Raw genomic sequence first — 15,178 nt, 5'->3', positions numbered from 1 at the left:
TGGAACAACTCCCACAACTCGTCCGGCACCAGCCGCTCAACGATCCCCACCATGACTCACAGGCTACCGAGTCACCCAAATGAGATGTGCTCTAACTGTCCGGCCGTGTTCGCCGTCGGCCACGTCCGGCGCTGGCGGCAGGACCAGCTCGGCCGGACCTCGCGCACCGGCCGGCTGCTGGAGCACCGCCGGCTGCGCCGGGGCAGCCCGCTGTTCCGCCTCGGTGCCCTCATGGTGATCGGCGGCCGTGCGGTCGGGCTCACCGTGCCCGCCTCCTGGACGGCGGCGGCCGGGATCACCGAGCACGCCCACCACACCACCGCGGAGTCGGTGGGCACGGCGGGCGCCGCCATGGTCGCCGGGCTGGGCATGCCGTGCGCGCGGCGGTTGCTGAGCCGCCCCATCCGGCGGGTGAGCGACCGGAGCGACAAGGTCCTCTTCCCGCTGCTCGCGGCCACGGTGCTGCTCGGCATCACCGCGATCCCCGCGCAGATCCTCGGCGGCGGCTACGACTACCGGGGGACGTGTCTGTGTGGTTCCGGAACCTGTTCGTGCTCCGGCCGCGGCCGGAGGCGGTCGCCGGGGCGCCGCTCCTGTTCCGGCCGCACGCCCTCACCGCCCGCCTGCTCTTCGCGGCCTGGCCGTTCACCCGGCTGGTGCGTGTGTGGAGCGCCCCGGTGGGCCATCCGGTCCGCCCGTACCCGGCCATGCGGCGCCGCTCGCACACCCGGTCGCCGTCCGGGTGCGGCAGGCGCCCCGCGGAGCACCGGGGCGCAGGGCGCGCCCTCGGACGGCCCGCCCCGGCCCCGTACGGGCGGGACCGGGACCACGGGGAGGGCCCCCGGCGGCCGCGCGGTGCGGTCGCCGGGGGCCCTCCCGTACGGCCACGTCCCGTCCGCGGTCGTACGGTGCTCAGTCCTCGGTGTGGGCGAGCCAGAGGTCGGGGCCGAAGACCTCGTAGCGGACCCGGCGGGCGGGCACCCCGGCCCGCAGCACCTGGGCGCGGACGTTGCGCATGAAGGGCAGTGAGCCGCACAGGTACACGTCGGCGTCGGCGGGCAGTTCGAGCGCGCCGACGTCCATCAGGCCGGTGCGGGCGCCCGGTTCGGCGGCGGCGTCGCGCTCGTACCAGAACTGGGCCCTGGCGTCGACGAGTTCGTCCACGAGGCGGAGGGTCTCGGTGCGCAGGGCGTGGTCGGCGGGGCTGGTGTCGGCGTGCAGCACCCAGACCTCGCGGCCGGAGCCGGCGGCGGCGAGCTGTTCGAGCATGCCGGTCATCGGCGTGCAGCCGATCCCGGCGGAGACCAGCACCAGGGGCGCCTCGGAGTCGTCGAGGACGACGTCGCCGAAGGGGGCGGACAGGGTCAGCTCGTCCCCGGCGCACACGGTGCGGTGCAGCAGGTTGGAGACCTCGCCCTCGGGCGCCTCGCCGTCACCGGGGACCCGCTTGACGGTGATGCGGCGCAGCTCGCCCCCGGGGGAGCCGGACAGGCTGTACTGGCGCAGCTGGTGCACGCCGTCGGGCATGCGCACCCGGACGGTGACGTACTGCCCGGCCCGGGCGGGCGGCACGGCGCCGCCGTCGGCCGGGCGGAGCAGGAAGGACACCGCGTCCGGCGTCTCCTCGCGGCGCTCGGTCACGGTCCACTGCCGCCAGGGGTGGTGCGGGTCGACGTCGGCCTCGGTGTAGAGGCGGGCCTCGCGGGCGATGAGGGCCCCGGCCATCAGCCAGTAGACCTCGTCCCAGGCGGCGGCGACCTCGGGGGTGACCGCGTCCCCGAGCACGTCCGCGATGGCGCCGAAGAGGTACTTGTGGACGATCGTGTACTGGTCCTCGGTGACGCCGAGCGCGGCGTGCTTGTGGGCGATGCGGGACAGCAGGGCGTCCGGGCGGGCCCCGGGATCGGCGAGCAGGGCCTGCGCGAAGGCCGCGATGGAGCCCGCCAGGGCCCGCCGCTGCTCACCGCTGGCCTGGTTGCCGCGGTTGAAGAGTCCGTCCAGCAGCTCGGGCCGGTCGGCGAACATCGTGCCGTAGAACCGCGTCGTGATCTCGTCCAGCGCCCCGCCGACGGCGGGCAGGGTGGCGCGTACGACGGCGGCGGACTCGGGGGAAAGCATGGGACTCCCTCTGGAGTACGGAAGTGGGGGGCGGGCGCCCGGCTCGGCGCCGCTGCATTCCGTCTATCACCCGTTCGGCCCAACCGGAGGAGCCGGAGGAGCGATCGAGGCCGAACGGCTGTTCACATCGGGCCGGTTGGGACGGGCGGCGGCGGCGAACGGGGGCCGTACGGCCCTGGCGCGGTGCCCGATGGTCCCGGCCGCACCGGGCCCGGCGGCGGGGAGGACGGCGCCCGAAACGACCGGCCGGCCCCGACTCCCCGGGGGCCGGGGCGGGTTCGGGCGGCGTCCCCGGGAGGTCGGGGAGGAGCCGGGGAGGGGGCCGGGGTCCACCGCGCGACGGGAGGCGGGTGGGCCGGCAACGGAACGCCGGTCCGGGCGGGCCCCCCGGGGCGCCGGACGGGCGTCCGGGACAGGGGCCGCGGGGCGCGGGGCGGGTGGCCGCCGCGGTACCGGCGGGCGGTCCCGCGGTACCGGCGGACGGCCACCGATGGAGAGCGCCCGCGCGACCGGGGCCGACCGGGCCGCACGGGCCCCGGGGTACGGGCGGTCGCGCACGGCGTCCCGGCGCCCGGGCCCGCCGGGCGCCCCGCCGCGCGGGACTACGCCCCCGGCACCGGGACCTCCCAGACGAGGGTGGTGCCGCCGTTCTCCGGCGTGCTCCACTCCAGGTCCCCGCCGTGCGCGCGGGCCCGCTCGCCCATGTTGAGGAGCCCGCTGCGCCGACCCCGGACGGGGATGCCCACCCCGTCGTCGCCGACGGTGAGCCGCAGGGTGCGGCCGTCGGTCTCCAGGACCACCTCGGCGCGGTGGGCGTCGGCGTGCCGGGCGATGTTGGTCAGCGATTCGGACAGCACCGCCACCACGTCGTCCGCGACGTCCCGGGGCACCTCGGTGTCCAGCAGCCCCTCCATGCGCAGCCCGGGGGTGAAGCCCAGCACCGGCGCCGCCTCCCCCACGACCCGCACGACCCGGGCCCGCAGACCGGGCATCTCGTCGTCGTCGCGGGTGCGCAGGCCGAAGATGGTGGACCGGATGATCTTTATGGTCTCGTCGAGGTCGTCCACCGCCCGCAGGACGCGCTCCTTGGCGCCCGGGTGGTCGATGAACCGCCCGGCGCTCTGGAGGGTCATGCCGGTGGCGAACAGCCGCTGGATGGCCAGGTCGTGCAGGTCCCGGGCGATTCGGTCGCGGTCCTCCAGCACGGCGATCTGCTCGGCGTCCCGGCGCCGCTCGGCCAGCTCCATGGCGACGGCGGCCTGCGCGGCGAAGCCCAGCAGCGGGCTGGTCTCCTGCTCGTCGAAGGCGCTCCGGCCGGCCGCGCGGACCAGCAGGACCACCCCGCGCACGCCCTCGCTGGTGCCGATGGGCACGGCCACGGCGGGGCCGAGCCCGTCGAAGCGCGGCGGCCCGGCCGAGACGCGCCCGTCGCGGCCGACGTCGGCGCTGGTGACCGGGGCGCCGGTGGAGAAGGCGTGGCCGATCAGGCTGTCGTCGACGGGCAGCACCATGCCGCGGTGCGCCTCCGCCCGGCGTCCGATGGCCAGCTCCACGGTGAGCGCGTCGGTGTCCGGCATCGGCACCGCCACCACGGCCAGGGCCGCGCCGGAGATGTCCAGGGCGCGTTCCGCGATGAGCTGGAGCACGTCGGCCCGGTCGCCGCCGGACATCAGGGTGTGGGTGATCTCCGCGCTGGCCCGCAGCCAGCGCTCCCGGCGCCGGGACTCCTCGTAGAGGCGGGCGTTGTCGATGGCCACGCCCGCCGCCACGGCCAGCGTGGACAGGACGGACTCGTCCTCCTCGTCGAACTGGCCGCCGCCGCGCTTCTCGGTCAGGTAGAGGTTGCCGAACACCTGGTCGCGCACCCGGATCGGCACCCCGAGGAAGGTGTTCATCGGCGGGTGGTCCGCGGGGAAGCCGTACGAGGCGGGGTGGTCCGAGAGCTTGGCCAGCCGCAGCGGTTCGGGGTGCCGGATCAGCTCGCCGAGGATGCCGTGCCCCTGCGGGTAGGGGCCGATGCGGGCGATCTCCTCCTCGCTGAGGCCCACCGTGAGGAAGTCGGACAGCAGCCTGCCGTCCGGGCCGATCACGCCGAGCGCCGCGTAGTCGGCGTCCACCAGGACCGCCGCGGCCTCCACGATGCGCCGCAGCGCCTGTTCGAGGTCCAGCTCGCGGCCGACCGAGAGCACCGCCTCCAGCAGGCTGTGCACCCGGTCCCGGGTGCCGCGCGCCGCGTCCAGGCGGGCCTGCAGTTCCTCCAGCAGTTCGTCCAGGCGCAACTGCGGGAGCCGCATCCGGGCCTCCCCGGCCTCCCCCGCCTCTTCGAGGCTTCCCACCCGGTGATCCTCCCGGCCTTCGGCGCGGCGCCGGTCGAACGCCGCTGTCGGGTGCCACCGTAACGGCCCGGCGGGGCCGTACGGCACCCGGCCCCGCGGCCGCCCGTAGGGCCGAACGGCCCCCATCAGGGTCCGGGCGGCCCGTGGCGCCGCGTCGCGGACGGGCGGACCCTGGAGGGGAGAGGTTGTCCGCGGGACCGGAGCGAGCGGGGACGCGCGGACCGGTGTCCGCCGACCGGTCGCGGCGGCAGCAACGAGAGGAGTCGGCGCCATGAACTCCACCACCACCCTGGCCTCGGCCCTGCCCGCCGTGCACCGGGAACGGCTGATGGCCCTGGCCCGCGAGGTCTCCTTCGACCTGGGCAGCCGCCTGTTCGAGGAGGAACGGCCCGCCGACCGGTTCTGGATCATCCGGACCGGCACGGTGGACCTGGACGCGCGGGTGCCCGGACGGCCCCCGGCGGTCATCGAGTCCCTGGGCCACGGCGAGCTGGTCGGCTGCTCCTGGCACTTCCCTCCGTACACCTGGCAGCTGGGCGCGGAGGCGGTGAGCCCGGTGCGGGCCTGGGAGTTCGACGCGGACGCCGTGCGGACCCTGTGCGAGCGGGACGCCGAGTTCGGGCGGGCGGTCGCCGTCTGGCTCGGGCGGGTGATCGCCCACCGGCTCCAGTCGGCCCGCGTCCGGCTCCTGGACCTCTACGCCCCGCACGGCAGCGGCAGCCTCTGACGGACCCGGCCCCCGGGTCCTCCGGCCATGCGGGACCGGAGGACCCGGGGGCCGCTCGCGTACGCCCGGGCACGGACACCGGGCACCGCCGGGGACGGCGCGACACCGCCCGGGGGCCGCGGGGGCGGTCCGGGCGCGCCCCGGCGACGGTGCCGCCCGGCGGGTCCGGGCCCCGGGGGTCAGCCCCGCAGGCGGTCCTGGGCCTGGGTGGCGATGACGGCGGCCTGGATGCGGCGCTCCACGCCGAGCTTGGCGAGGAGCCGGGAGATGTGGTTCTTCACCGTCTTCTCGGCCAGGTAGAGCCGCTGGCCGATCTGCCGGTTGGTGAGCCCCTCCCCGATGAGCGCGAGGATCTCCCGCTCCCGGTCGGTCAGACCGGGCAGGGCGTCCGGCTTCTCCTCGGGCCGCCGGCCACCGCGCAGCCGGGCCATCAGTTTGGTGGTGGCGCTCGGGTCCAGCAGCGACTGGCCGCGGGCGACGGTCCGCACCGCCGAGACCAGGTCGGAACCCTGGATCTGCTTGAGCACGTAGCCGGACGCGCCCGCCATGATCGAGTCGAGCAGGGCCTCCTCGTCGTCGAAGGAGGTCAGCATCAGACACGCCAGCTCCGGCAGCCGGGAGCGCAGCTCGCGGCAGACGGTCACCCCGTCGCCGTCGGGCAGCCGCACGTCCAGGACCGCCACGTCGGGCCGCAGGGCCGGGACCCGTACGAGGGCCTGCTCCACGGTGGCGGCCTCGCCGACCACCTCTATGTCCGGTTCGTCGTCCAGCAGGTCGTGCACTCCGCGCCGTACCACCTCGTGGTCGTCGAGGAGGAAAACCCGGATCGGTGCATCCGGTCCGGCCTGCTCGGGGTCCGCCATCGGTGACTCCTTGTACTGTGATCGGTTTCCACGGAAATGGTCCCCGATGGCGGGCAGGGGGGCCAGGGCCGGTCGGCCCACGCTGCCCCCGACCCGGGTTCCGGCCCGGGTCAGGACGCCCGCCCGGTTCCGCTCTTCTTTCCCCCGGACAGGCGCGGGGGGCGTCAGGAGGGGCAGAATCGGAGCGAGGAGGCCCTGAGAGGAGACGGCGCGTGCGGGAGCGAGACTGGCTGCGCGGGGAGCGACGGCCTCCGAACCCCCTCGTAGGCGGGCGGCGGGCCGTACGGGCGGCCCTGCGGCCGATGACCGACGCGATCGCCTCGCGCCGCCGTCTCACCTGGCTGAACGAGGCGGGGCTGAGCATCGGGACCACGCTGGACCTGCGGCGCACCGCCGAGGAGCTGGCCGGGTTCACCGTGCCGGAGCTGGCCGACGGGTCCGCGGTGGACCTGCTGGACTCGGTGCTGCGCTTCCAGGAGGGCGACCGCGGCATGAGCCGGGGCGCGCCGGCGCTGCGGGCCATGGCGGTCGCGGAGATCGACGGGCTGAACCTCGCGCCCGACCCGGTGGGCGAGCTGGCCGTGCACAGCGCCGTCCGGGTCGGCCAGCGCTGTCTGACCAGCCGGGAGCCGGTGCTGATCGCCCGGATGGAGCGGTCGGACTTCGCCGCCGTGGCCCCCACCGCGGAGTCCGGGGAGATCATGCGCCGCGCCGGGGTGCACTCCTACATGGCGGTGCCGCTGATCGCCCGGGGGGTGCTGCTGGGCCTGGCCGACTTCATCCGGGCGGGCAGCCGCGCCCCGTTCACCCCCGCCGACGTGGCGCTGGCCGTGGAGCTGGCCTCCAAGGCCGCCCTGGCCATCGACAACGCCCGGCTCTACGGCCGCGAGCGCGACCACGTGGTCACCCTCCAGCGCGCCCTGCTGCCCCGCTCCAGCCCGGCCACCCCGGGGCTGGACGTCTCCTCCTGCTACACCCCCGCCGACGACCCGGCCGCCGTCGGCGGCGACTGGTTCGACGTGGTGGCCCTGCCCAGCGGGCGCACCGCCCTGATGGTGGGCGACGTGATGGGGCGCGGGCTGGCCGCCGCGGCGACGATGGGGCGGCTGCGCACGGTGGCCCGGACCCTGATGGCCCTGGACATCGCTCCCGAGCGGCTGCTGGCCCGGCTGGACCTGGCCGCCCGCGATCTGGAGGAGGACCAGGTCGCGACCTGTCTGTGCGCGGTCCACGATCCGCTCGACGGCACGTTCCGGATCGCGAGCGCCGGTCATCCGCCGCCCCTGCTGACCGCTCCGGACGGCCGGGCGGAGTTCCTGCCGGTGCCCGTGGGGGCGCCGCTGGGCACCGGGGTGATCCCGTACGACCCCCTGGAGTGGCCGGTGGCCGAGGGGGCGCGGCTGACGCTGTACACGGACGGGCTGATCAGGTCGCGGGCGCACAGCATGGACACGCAGCTGGAGCGGCTGCGGGAGGTGATCGGCCAGGGGGTGCCCTGCGACGGGACGGTCTGCCGGGCGATCACCGACCGCATCGGCGCCGACCGGTCCGACGACGCGATCGTCCTGGTGGCCACGGCCCGGCCGCCGGCCCCGGAGTGCGACGTGTACGTGCGCACGCTCCCGCCGGACGGCAAGGCGGCCGGGCAGGCCCGTACCGCGGTGCGCGAGCAGTTGCTCAAGTGGGGGCTGGAGGAGCTGGTGGACACCACGGAGCTGGTCGTCAGCGAGCTGGTCGGCAACGCCCTGCGGTACGGCAACGCGCCGGGCGAGCTGCGGCTGGTGCGCCACGAGCGGCTGTCGGTGGAGGTGTCGGACTCCGGTCCGGACCTGCCGCAGATCCAGCACGCGGACGTGAGCGACGAGAGCGGGCGCGGCCTGCAGTTGATCAACATGCTGTGCCGCCGCTGGGGGTCGTGCCGGACCTCGACCGGGAAGGTGGTGTGGGTGGAGCAGGACCTGCCGATGTTCCTGGGGGCCGACGTGACCTGACCGTCCCCGCCCGGCCGCCCCGGCCCTGCCGGGCCCCGCCCCGTGACCGCCGTCCCGTGACCGCCGTCCCGTCTCCCCCGGCATCCCCGCCCCCATCGCTCGGGTCCCGGTCTCCCCCGTCCGCCCCGGCCCCGCACCCCGGTCTCCCGGTCCCGGTCTCCCCCGTCCGCCCCGGTCCGGTCCCCCCGGCCTGCCTCGGTCCGCCCCGGGCCTGGCCTCCCCGGGCCTCCGGCGGCGTCCCGCCATCGGCCCGCGCCTCCTCCTCCGTCGGGCCCCGTCCTCTGGCCCCCGCTCCCGGCGCGGGCCCCGGGGCCGTCCCCGCGGCCCGCCCTGTCCCGCCGCCCGGGGCGGCTACGCCGCCTCCTCGACCCGGCGGTGCCCGAACTGGGTGCGGTGCAGTTCGGCGTAGCGGCCGTCGGCGGCGAGGAGCTCGTCGTGGGTGCCCTGCTCGACGATCCGGCCGGCCTCGACGACCAGGATGCGGTCGGCCGCGCGGACCGTGGACAGCCGGTGGGCGATGACCACGGCGGTCCGGCCCGCGAGGGCCTCGCCGAGCGCCTCCTGCACGGCCGCCTCGGAGGTGTTGTCGAGGTGGGCGGTGGCCTCGTCGAGGATGACGACGCGCTGGCGGGCCAGCAGCAGCCGGGCGATGGTCATGCGCTGGCGCTCGCCGCCGGAGAGCCGGTAGCCGCGCTCGCCGACCACGGTCTCCAGCCCGTCGGGCAGGGACCGCACGACTCCGGTGAGGCGGGCCCGGTCCAGCGCCTCCCACAGCGCGGCGTCGTCCGCGCCGGGGCGGGCCATGAGCAGGTTGGCGCGGATGGTGTCGTGGAAGAGGTGGCCGTCCTGGGTGACCATGCCGACGGTGTCGCGCAGTGAGCCGGCGGTCAGGTCGCGGACGTCGACGCCGCCGATCCGGACGGCGCCGCCGTCGACGTCGTACAGGCGCGGCAGGAGCTGGGCGACGGTGGACTTGCCGGCGCCGGAGGAGCCGACGAGGGCGATGGTCTCGCCGGGCCGGGCGTGGAAGGAGACGCCGTGCAGGACCTCCTCGCCGCCCCGGGCGTCGAGGGTCGCCACCTCCTCCAGGGAGGCCAGGGAGACGCGGTCGGCGGAGGGGTAGCCGAAGCGGACCCCGTCGAACTCGACGGAGACCGGGCCGTCGGGGACGGGGCGGGCGTCCGGCTTCTCCTCGATGAGCGGTCGCAGGTCCAGCACCTCGAAGACCCGCTCGAAGCTGACCAGGGCGCTCATCACCTCCACCCGGGCCCCGGCCAGGGCGGTGAGCGGCGCGTACAGCCGGGTAAGCAGCAGGGCCAGGGCGACGACGGCGCCGGCGTCCAGGGTGCCGCGCAGGGCGAACCAGCCGCCGAGCCCGTAGACGAGGGCCAGGGCGAGGGCGGAGACCAGGGTGAGGGCGGTGATGAAGGCGGCCTGGGCGGTGGCGGTGCGCACGCCGATCTCCGCGACGCGCCGGGCGCGGGCGGCGAACTGGGCGGACTCCTCCTCCGGGCGGCCGAACAGCTTGACCAGGGTGGCGCCGGGGGCGGAGAACCGCTCGGTCATCCGGGTGCCCATGGCGGCGTTGAGGGTGGCGGCCTCGTGCTGCATGCGGGCCATGCGGTGGCCCATCCGCCGGGCCGGGAGCACGAACACCGGCAGCAGGGCGAGGGCGAGCAGGGTGATCTGCCAGGAGAGGGTGAGCATGACGGCGAGGGTGAGCAGCAGGGTGACGATGTTGCTGACCACGCCGGAGAGGGTGTTGCTGAAGGCCCGCTGGGCGCCGATGACGTCGTTGTTGAGGCGGGAGACCAGCGCTCCCGTGCGGGTGCGGGTGAAGAAGGCGACCGGCATCCGCTGCACATGGTCGAAGACGGCCGTGCGCAGGTCGAGGATGAGCCCCTCGCCCAGGACGGCGGAGAGCCTGCGGGAGACGATGCCCAGCGCGGCCTCGGCGACCGCGATGAGCGCGATCAGCAGGGCCAGGCGGACGACGGTGCCCTCGTCGCCGCCGCTGACGATGACGTCCACCACCCGGCCCGCGAGGACCGGGGTGGCGACGGCGAGCAGGGCGGTCACCATGCCGAGCAGCACGAAGCGGACGATGCGGGTGCGGTGGGGGCGGGCGAAGCCGGCGATGCGGCGCAGCGTCGCGCGGGTGAAGGGGCGGCGTTCCGGCTCGGCGGTCATGACCGTGCGCAGCTGGCTCCAGGCCGTGGTTTCCATGCTCATGCCGGGGACCCTAGAACCTGAACTTTGATCGAGGTCAAGGCGATGCGCCCGCCGCGACAGGCGGAGGGTCCGCCTCCGCCGGAACGGGGGTACGGAGGAGCCCCTACCGCGCCGGGGACCCGGGGCCATACCGGGGCAAGGTCCTCTTCCCCGCCGGGAACGGGCGGCGCGCGGCTCCTTGGCCGGAATCTCGGCCCGGCCCCTGTCGAGCCCGGGGCGCTCACGAGATATCTTGATGTCGAGCAATGTTGCAGACGTGGAGCGGAGCACCCGGTGACTGACTCGACCATCATCTACACACACACTGACGAGGCCCCGGCCCTGGCGACGTATTCCCTCCTGCCGGTGATCCGGGCGTACGCCTCGCAGGCGGGTGTCGCCGTCGAGACCCGCGACATCTCGCTGGCGGGCCGGATCATCGCCGTGTTCCCGGAGTACCTCACCGAGGACCAGCGCGTCCCGGACGCCCTGACCGAGCTGGGCGAGCTGGCCAGGACGCCGGCCGCCAACATCGTCAAGCTGCCGAACATCTCGGCGTCCATCCCGCAGCTCAAGGCGGCCGTCGCCGAGCTCCAGGGCCAGGGCTACGCGCTGCCGGACTACCCGGACGACCCGAAGACCGACGAGGAGCGCGAGATCCGCGCCCGCTACGACAAGGTCAAGGGCTCCGCGGTCAACCCGGTGCTGCGCGAGGGCAACTCCGACCGCCGCGCCCCGGCCTCGGTGAAGAACTACGCCAAGACCCACCCGCACCGCATGGGCGCCTGGTCGGCCGACTCGAAGACCAACGTCGCCACCATGGGCGAGAACGACTTCCGTTCGACGGAGAAGTCCGCGGTGATCGCCGAGGACGGCTCCCTGCGCATCGAGCTGGTCGGCGACGACGGCACCACCACCGTGCTGCGCGAGTCCGTGCCGGTGAAGAAGGACGAGGTCGTCGACGCCTCCGTGCTGCGCGTCGCCGCGCTGCGCGAGTTCCTCACCGAGCAGGTCGCCCGCGCCAAGGCCGAGGGCGTGCTGTTCTCGGTCCACCTGAAGGCCACCATGATGAAGGTCTCCGACCCGATCATCTTCGGCCACGTGCTGCGCGCCTTCTTCCCGAAGACGTTCGCCCAGTACGGCCAGGCGCTCGCCGCGGCCGGTCTGAGCCCCAACGACGGCCTGGGCGGCATTTACAAGGGCCTGGAGGCGCTGCCCGAGGGCGCCGCGATCAAGGCGTCCTTCGACGCCGAGCTGGCCGAGGGCCCCGAGCTGGCCATGGTCGACTCCGACAAGGGCATCACCAACCTGCACGTCCCCTCGGACGTCATCGTCGACGCCTCCATGCCGGCCATGATCCGCACCTCCGGCCACATGTGGGGCCCGGACGGCCAGGAGCACGACACCCTCGCCGTCCTCCCGGACTCCTCCTACGCCGGTGTGTACCAGGCCGTCGTCGAGGACTGCCGCGCCCACGGCGCCTACGACCCCTCGACCATGGGCTCGGTGCCCAACGTCGGTCTGATGGCGCAGAAGGCCGAGGAGTACGGCAGCCACGACAAGACCTTCGAGATCCCCACCACCGGCACCGTCCGCCTGGTCGACGCCAACGGGGTCGCCGTCCTGGAGCAGACCGTCTCCGCCGGTGACATCTTCCGCGCCTGCCAGACCAAGGACGCCCCGATCCGCGACTGGGTCAAGCTGGCCGTCACCCGCGCCCGCGCCACCGGCGACCCGGCGGTGTTCTGGCTGGACGAGGGCCGCGCCCACGACGCCAACCTGATCGCCAAGGTCCGGGAGTACCTGGCGGAGCACGACACCGAGGGCCTGGACATCCGTGTCCTCGACCCGGTCGCGGCGACCCGGTTCTCGGTGGAGCGCATCCGCCGGGGCGAGAACACCATCTCGGTCACCGGCAACGTGCTGCGCGACTACCTGACCGACCTGTTCCCGATCCTGGAGCTGGGCACCAGCGCCAAGATGCTGTCGGTCGTCCCGCTGATGGCGGGCGGCGGCCTGTTCGAGACGGGCGCCGGCGGCTCCGCCCCGAAGCACGTCCAGCAGCTCGTCAAGGAGAACTACCTGCGCTGGGACTCCCTGGGCGAGTTCTTCGCCCTGGTGCCCTCGCTGGAGCAGTACGCCGGGACCACCGGCAACACCCGTGCCAAGGTCCTGGCCGACGCCCTGGACCGCGCCACGGCGACCTTCCTCAACGAGGACAAGTCCCCGACCCGCCGCGTCGGCGGCATCGACAACCGCGGCAGCCACTTCTACCTGTCCCTGTACTGGGCGCAGGAGCTGGCCGCCCAGACCGAGGACGCGGAGCTGGCCAAGACCTTCGCGCCGTTCGCCGAGACGCTCGCCGCCAACGAGGCGAAGATCGTCGAGGAGCTGAACGCGGTGCAGGGCGAGCCCGCCGACATCGGCGGCTACTACCAGCCCGACCCGGCCAGGGCCGCCGCGGTGATGCGCCCGTCGGCCACCTGGAACGAGGCGCTGGCGAACCTCGCCTGATCCCGCCCGCTCACCCGCCCCGCGCCCGGCCCCGGCCGGACCGGCGCGGGCCCCGGCACCCCGTTCCCGCTGCGGCGGGGGCGGGGTGCCGCCCGTTCACCCCGCCCCGGCGCCCGCCGCCGACACCCCTGGAGCCACCGTGGCCGCTGTGCCCACCACGTCCGGACCGCCGTCCGGCGGCGAGGACTTCGCCCTGCTCGCCGGCGCCCCCGACTCCCCGGTGATCCTGCACGTGCCGCACTCCTCACGGCGGATTCCGGCCAATGTCCGCCCCGGCATCGTGCTGGACGACGCGGCGCTGGAACGGGAGCTGGACCACATCACCGACGCGCACACCGACGCCGTCGCGGAGGCCGCCGCCGCGCTGGCCGCCACCACGCCCTGGCGGTTCGTGAACCGGACCTCCCGGCTGGTGACCGATCCCGAGCGGTTCCCGGACGAGCGGGAGGAGATGGCCGCCGTCGGCATGGGCGCCGTCTACACCCGGACCACGCACCGTGAACCGCTGCGGGCCGGCGGCGCCGATCCGGAGCCGCTGCTCGCCCGGTACTTCCGGCCGTACGCGCGGGCGATGGCCGACGCGGTCGCCGGGCGGCTGGCCGCCACCGGGCGCGCCGTCGTCCTCGACGTGCACTCCTACCCGGCCGAGCCGCTGCCGTACGAACTGCACGGGACGGGACCGCGCCCGCCGGTCTGTCTGGGCACCGACCCCTTCCACACGCCGCCCGGGCTGCTGGCCGCCGCGCGGGAGGCATTCGCGCCGTGCGGGGAGACCGGGCTCGACAGCCCGTTCGGCGGGACGTACGTGCCGCTGGAGTTCCACGGGCGGCATCCCGGGGTGAGCGCGCTGATGGTGGAGATCCGCCGGGACACCTACATGACGGAGCCCGGCGGTCCGGTGCGCGGCGGTCCGGACGGTCCGGGGCTGCGCCGCCTCGCCGCGGCCCTGGCCGCGCTGGCCGACGCGGCGTCCGCCTGACCGCGCGCCCACACCTCCCGGCCACGTGTCCGGTGCGGCCCCGGTGCGGCCGGCGCTGCCCGACCGGCCCGGCGGGGGCCCACCGGGGGCTCTTCCGCGCGACGGCGCGCCGGGGCGCGGCGGGGGTGGGGCATGGCGCGGGAGACCCGGCGCCGACCGGGCGGCCGGTCAGGCCCGCAGCCACTCCGTCACGACCACCTCTCCCCCGGTGCGCAGCCGCAGCGCGAACGGCCCGCTGGGCGGCGCCCCGCCGGTGAACCGGCCCAGTTCGTCGGCGGTGAGCGGGACGGGGGCCCGGGGCCCGCTCAGCACCTCGATCCGGGCCGGGCCGGGCGGCAGCAGCTGGCCGATGAGGCCGTCGGAGGTCACCTCGACGTCGACGGTCACGGCGTCCGTGCGGAAGGTCAGCATCCGCGGCGGGTCCGCCTGGCCCCGTACGGGGAGGGCGTCGACGAGCGAGTCGAAGGTCAGCTCCGCGATCCGGGCGTCCAGGTCCCGCAGGGCGTACGCCTCGACGGCGACGCGGCGCAGCGCGGCCGGGACCGGGTCGAGGACCGCGGCGGCCCGCCGCAGCTCCTCCTCCAGCAGCCCGTCGTCCGCGTCGTCCGCGGTCCCGGGGTACGACGGCGCCCCGTCCGCGCGCTCCCCGGCCGGCGGCTCCCGGTGCGGGAGCGGCCCGCGCCGGTGGCTCCCGTCCGGGCGCTCCCCGTCCGGGGCCCCGCCGCCCGGCTCCTTCCCCCCGGTGCGCGGGCGCGGCTCCGGGTCCCCGGGGCGTCCGCCCCGGCCGGGCCGGTCGTCGTGCGTGCCGTTCATGCGGTCCCCCGTGATTCCAGTCGGGCCCGCAGCCTGCGCAGACAGCGCTGGCGCATCGGCCCGATGCTGCCCACCGCGATCCCCAGGGCGGCGGACACCTCCTGATAGCTGGGCGGCGGCGAGGCGATCAGCACCCGCAGCAACTGGCGGCAGCGCTCGCCCAGCTCCTCGAACTCCTGCCAGAGCCGCCGGACCCGCTCGGAGCGGTCGGCGGCGTCCTCGGAGTCGAGGACCGACTCCTCCGGCGTGGGGTCCTCGCTCGGCCGGTCGAGCAGGTGCGGGTCGTCGGTCGGCGTCCACCGCCGCGCCGCCTTCAGCAGTTTCAGCGACTCGTTGCGGGCCGTGCTCGCCAGCCAGGCGCCGGTCTTCTCCGGCTCGCGGATGCGCTCCAGGTTCTGGGCGAAGCGGAACCAGGCGGTCTGGTAGACCTCGTGCGCGTCGGCGTCGGACAGCCCGTACGAGCGGGCCACCGACCAGACCAGCGGGCCCAGCCCGTCCACCAGAGACTTCCAGGCCGCGGCGTCCCCGCCGGCGGCCGACCGGACGAGCGCCCCGACATCTGCACGGTCCACGGCCCCACCCCTCGTGTACGACACGTCATCGTACGACGGCCGCCGGGCGGTCCC

10 protein-coding genes and 1 pseudogene are annotated in these 15,178 nt (G+C 75.5%); 5 read left to right on the top strand and 6 right to left on the bottom strand.

The genetic code is table 11. The annotated features are described in order from the left end of the window. The first annotated feature begins 51 nt into the window (after positions 1–51). A pseudogene (gene narI / locus ACZ7LB_RS30050) lies at positions 52–1,019 on the top strand (respiratory nitrate reductase subunit gamma). On the opposite strand, the gene ACZ7LB_RS30045 reads toward narI, so the two are convergent. Then, a complete protein-coding gene (locus ACZ7LB_RS30045) occupies positions 913–2,118 on the bottom strand; it encodes a globin domain-containing protein (RefSeq protein ID WP_471472558.1) in 1,206 nt (401 codons plus the stop codon). The pseudogene narI and the gene ACZ7LB_RS30045 overlap by 107 nt on opposite strands. A gap of 602 nt (positions 2,119–2,720) precedes the next feature. Next, positions 2,721–4,412: a sensor histidine kinase gene (locus tag ACZ7LB_RS30040; protein ID WP_471472572.1), complete on the bottom strand. Its 1,692-nt coding sequence runs from the start codon at positions 4,410–4,412 to the stop codon at positions 2,721–2,723. A gap of 313 nt (positions 4,413–4,725) precedes the next feature. Between ACZ7LB_RS30040 and ACZ7LB_RS30035 the strand changes: the two genes are divergently transcribed. Beyond that, complete coding sequence (locus ACZ7LB_RS30035; RefSeq protein ID WP_161225454.1) at positions 4,726–5,181, top strand: Crp/Fnr family transcriptional regulator; 456 nt, start codon at positions 4,726–4,728, stop codon at positions 5,179–5,181. Positions 5,182–5,360: 179 nt separating this feature from the next. Here ACZ7LB_RS30035 and ACZ7LB_RS30030 read toward each other — a convergent pair whose 3' ends face one another. After that, on the bottom strand, positions 5,361–6,044 hold the full coding sequence (locus tag ACZ7LB_RS30030; RefSeq protein WP_471472555.1) for a response regulator: 684 nt from the start codon (positions 6,042–6,044) through the stop codon (positions 5,361–5,363). Positions 6,045–6,256: 212 nt separating this feature from the next. On the opposite strand from ACZ7LB_RS30030, the gene ACZ7LB_RS30025 reads away from it, so the two are divergent. Continuing rightward, the gene (locus ACZ7LB_RS30025; protein WP_471472552.1) at positions 6,257–8,035 is read left to right on the top strand and encodes an ATP-binding SpoIIE family protein phosphatase; all 1,779 of its coding nucleotides are present in this window, start codon (positions 6,257–6,259) and stop codon (positions 8,033–8,035) included. Between the two features lie 351 nt (positions 8,036–8,386). Here the strand turns inward: ACZ7LB_RS30025 and ACZ7LB_RS30020 are convergent, their stop codons facing one another. Next, positions 8,387–10,261 carry an ABC transporter ATP-binding protein gene (locus ACZ7LB_RS30020; protein WP_471472569.1) on the bottom strand — a complete coding sequence of 625 codons (1,875 nt, stop codon included), beginning with the start codon at positions 10,259–10,261 and terminating at the stop codon, positions 8,387–8,389. 279 nt (positions 10,262–10,540) lie between these two features. On the opposite strand from ACZ7LB_RS30020, the gene ACZ7LB_RS30015 reads away from it, so the two are divergent. Beyond that, positions 10,541–12,760: an NADP-dependent isocitrate dehydrogenase gene (locus ACZ7LB_RS30015; protein WP_471472550.1), complete on the top strand. Its 2,220-nt coding sequence runs from the start codon at positions 10,541–10,543 to the stop codon at positions 12,758–12,760. Positions 12,761–12,908: 148 nt separating this feature from the next. After that, the gene (locus ACZ7LB_RS30010) at positions 12,909–13,739 is read left to right on the top strand and encodes an N-formylglutamate amidohydrolase (protein ID WP_471472547.1); all 831 of its coding nucleotides are present in this window, start codon (positions 12,909–12,911) and stop codon (positions 13,737–13,739) included. A gap of 168 nt (positions 13,740–13,907) precedes the next feature. Here the strand turns inward: ACZ7LB_RS30010 and ACZ7LB_RS30005 are convergent, their stop codons facing one another. Together ACZ7LB_RS30005 and ACZ7LB_RS30000 are read right to left on the bottom strand one after the other, a co-directional pair. After that, positions 13,908–14,552, bottom strand: a complete 645-nt coding sequence (locus ACZ7LB_RS30005; RefSeq protein ID WP_471472545.1) for a hypothetical protein — start codon at positions 14,550–14,552, stop codon at positions 13,908–13,910. After that, the gene (locus tag ACZ7LB_RS30000) at positions 14,549–15,124 is read right to left on the bottom strand and encodes an RNA polymerase sigma factor (protein ID WP_471472543.1); all 576 of its coding nucleotides are present in this window, start codon (positions 15,122–15,124) and stop codon (positions 14,549–14,551) included. The genes ACZ7LB_RS30005 and ACZ7LB_RS30000 overlap by 4 nt, the downstream gene beginning before the upstream one ends. Positions 15,125–15,178 lie beyond the last annotated feature (54 nt).

The sequence above is a fragment of the Streptomyces sp. NPDC107521 genome (assembly GCF_055598485.1).
The sequence above is the reverse complement of the archived record's forward strand: the minus strand, read 5'-3'. Positions and strand labels throughout refer to the sequence as shown.

What these genes read in the sequence shown, in the direction of transcription:
- ACZ7LB_RS30045 (WP_471472558.1), bottom strand. Translation starts at nt 2,118, where the DNA reads ATGCTTTCCCCCGAGTCCGCCGCCGTCGTACGCGCCACCCTGCCCGCC.
- ACZ7LB_RS30040 (WP_471472572.1), bottom strand. Translation starts at nt 4,412, where the DNA reads ATGCGGCTCCCGCAGTTGCGCCTGGACGAACTGCTGGAGGAACTGCAG.
- ACZ7LB_RS30035 (WP_161225454.1), top strand. Translation starts at nt 4,726, where the DNA reads ATGAACTCCACCACCACCCTGGCCTCGGCCCTGCCCGCCGTGCACCGG.
- ACZ7LB_RS30030 (WP_471472555.1), bottom strand. Translation starts at nt 6,044, where the DNA reads ATGGCGGACCCCGAGCAGGCCGGACCGGATGCACCGATCCGGGTTTTC.
- ACZ7LB_RS30020 (WP_471472569.1), bottom strand. Translation starts at nt 10,261, where the DNA reads ATGGAAACCACGGCCTGGAGCCAGCTGCGCACGGTCATGACCGCCGAG.
- ACZ7LB_RS30005 (WP_471472545.1), bottom strand. Translation starts at nt 14,552, where the DNA reads ATGAACGGCACGCACGACGACCGGCCCGGCCGGGGCGGACGCCCCGGG.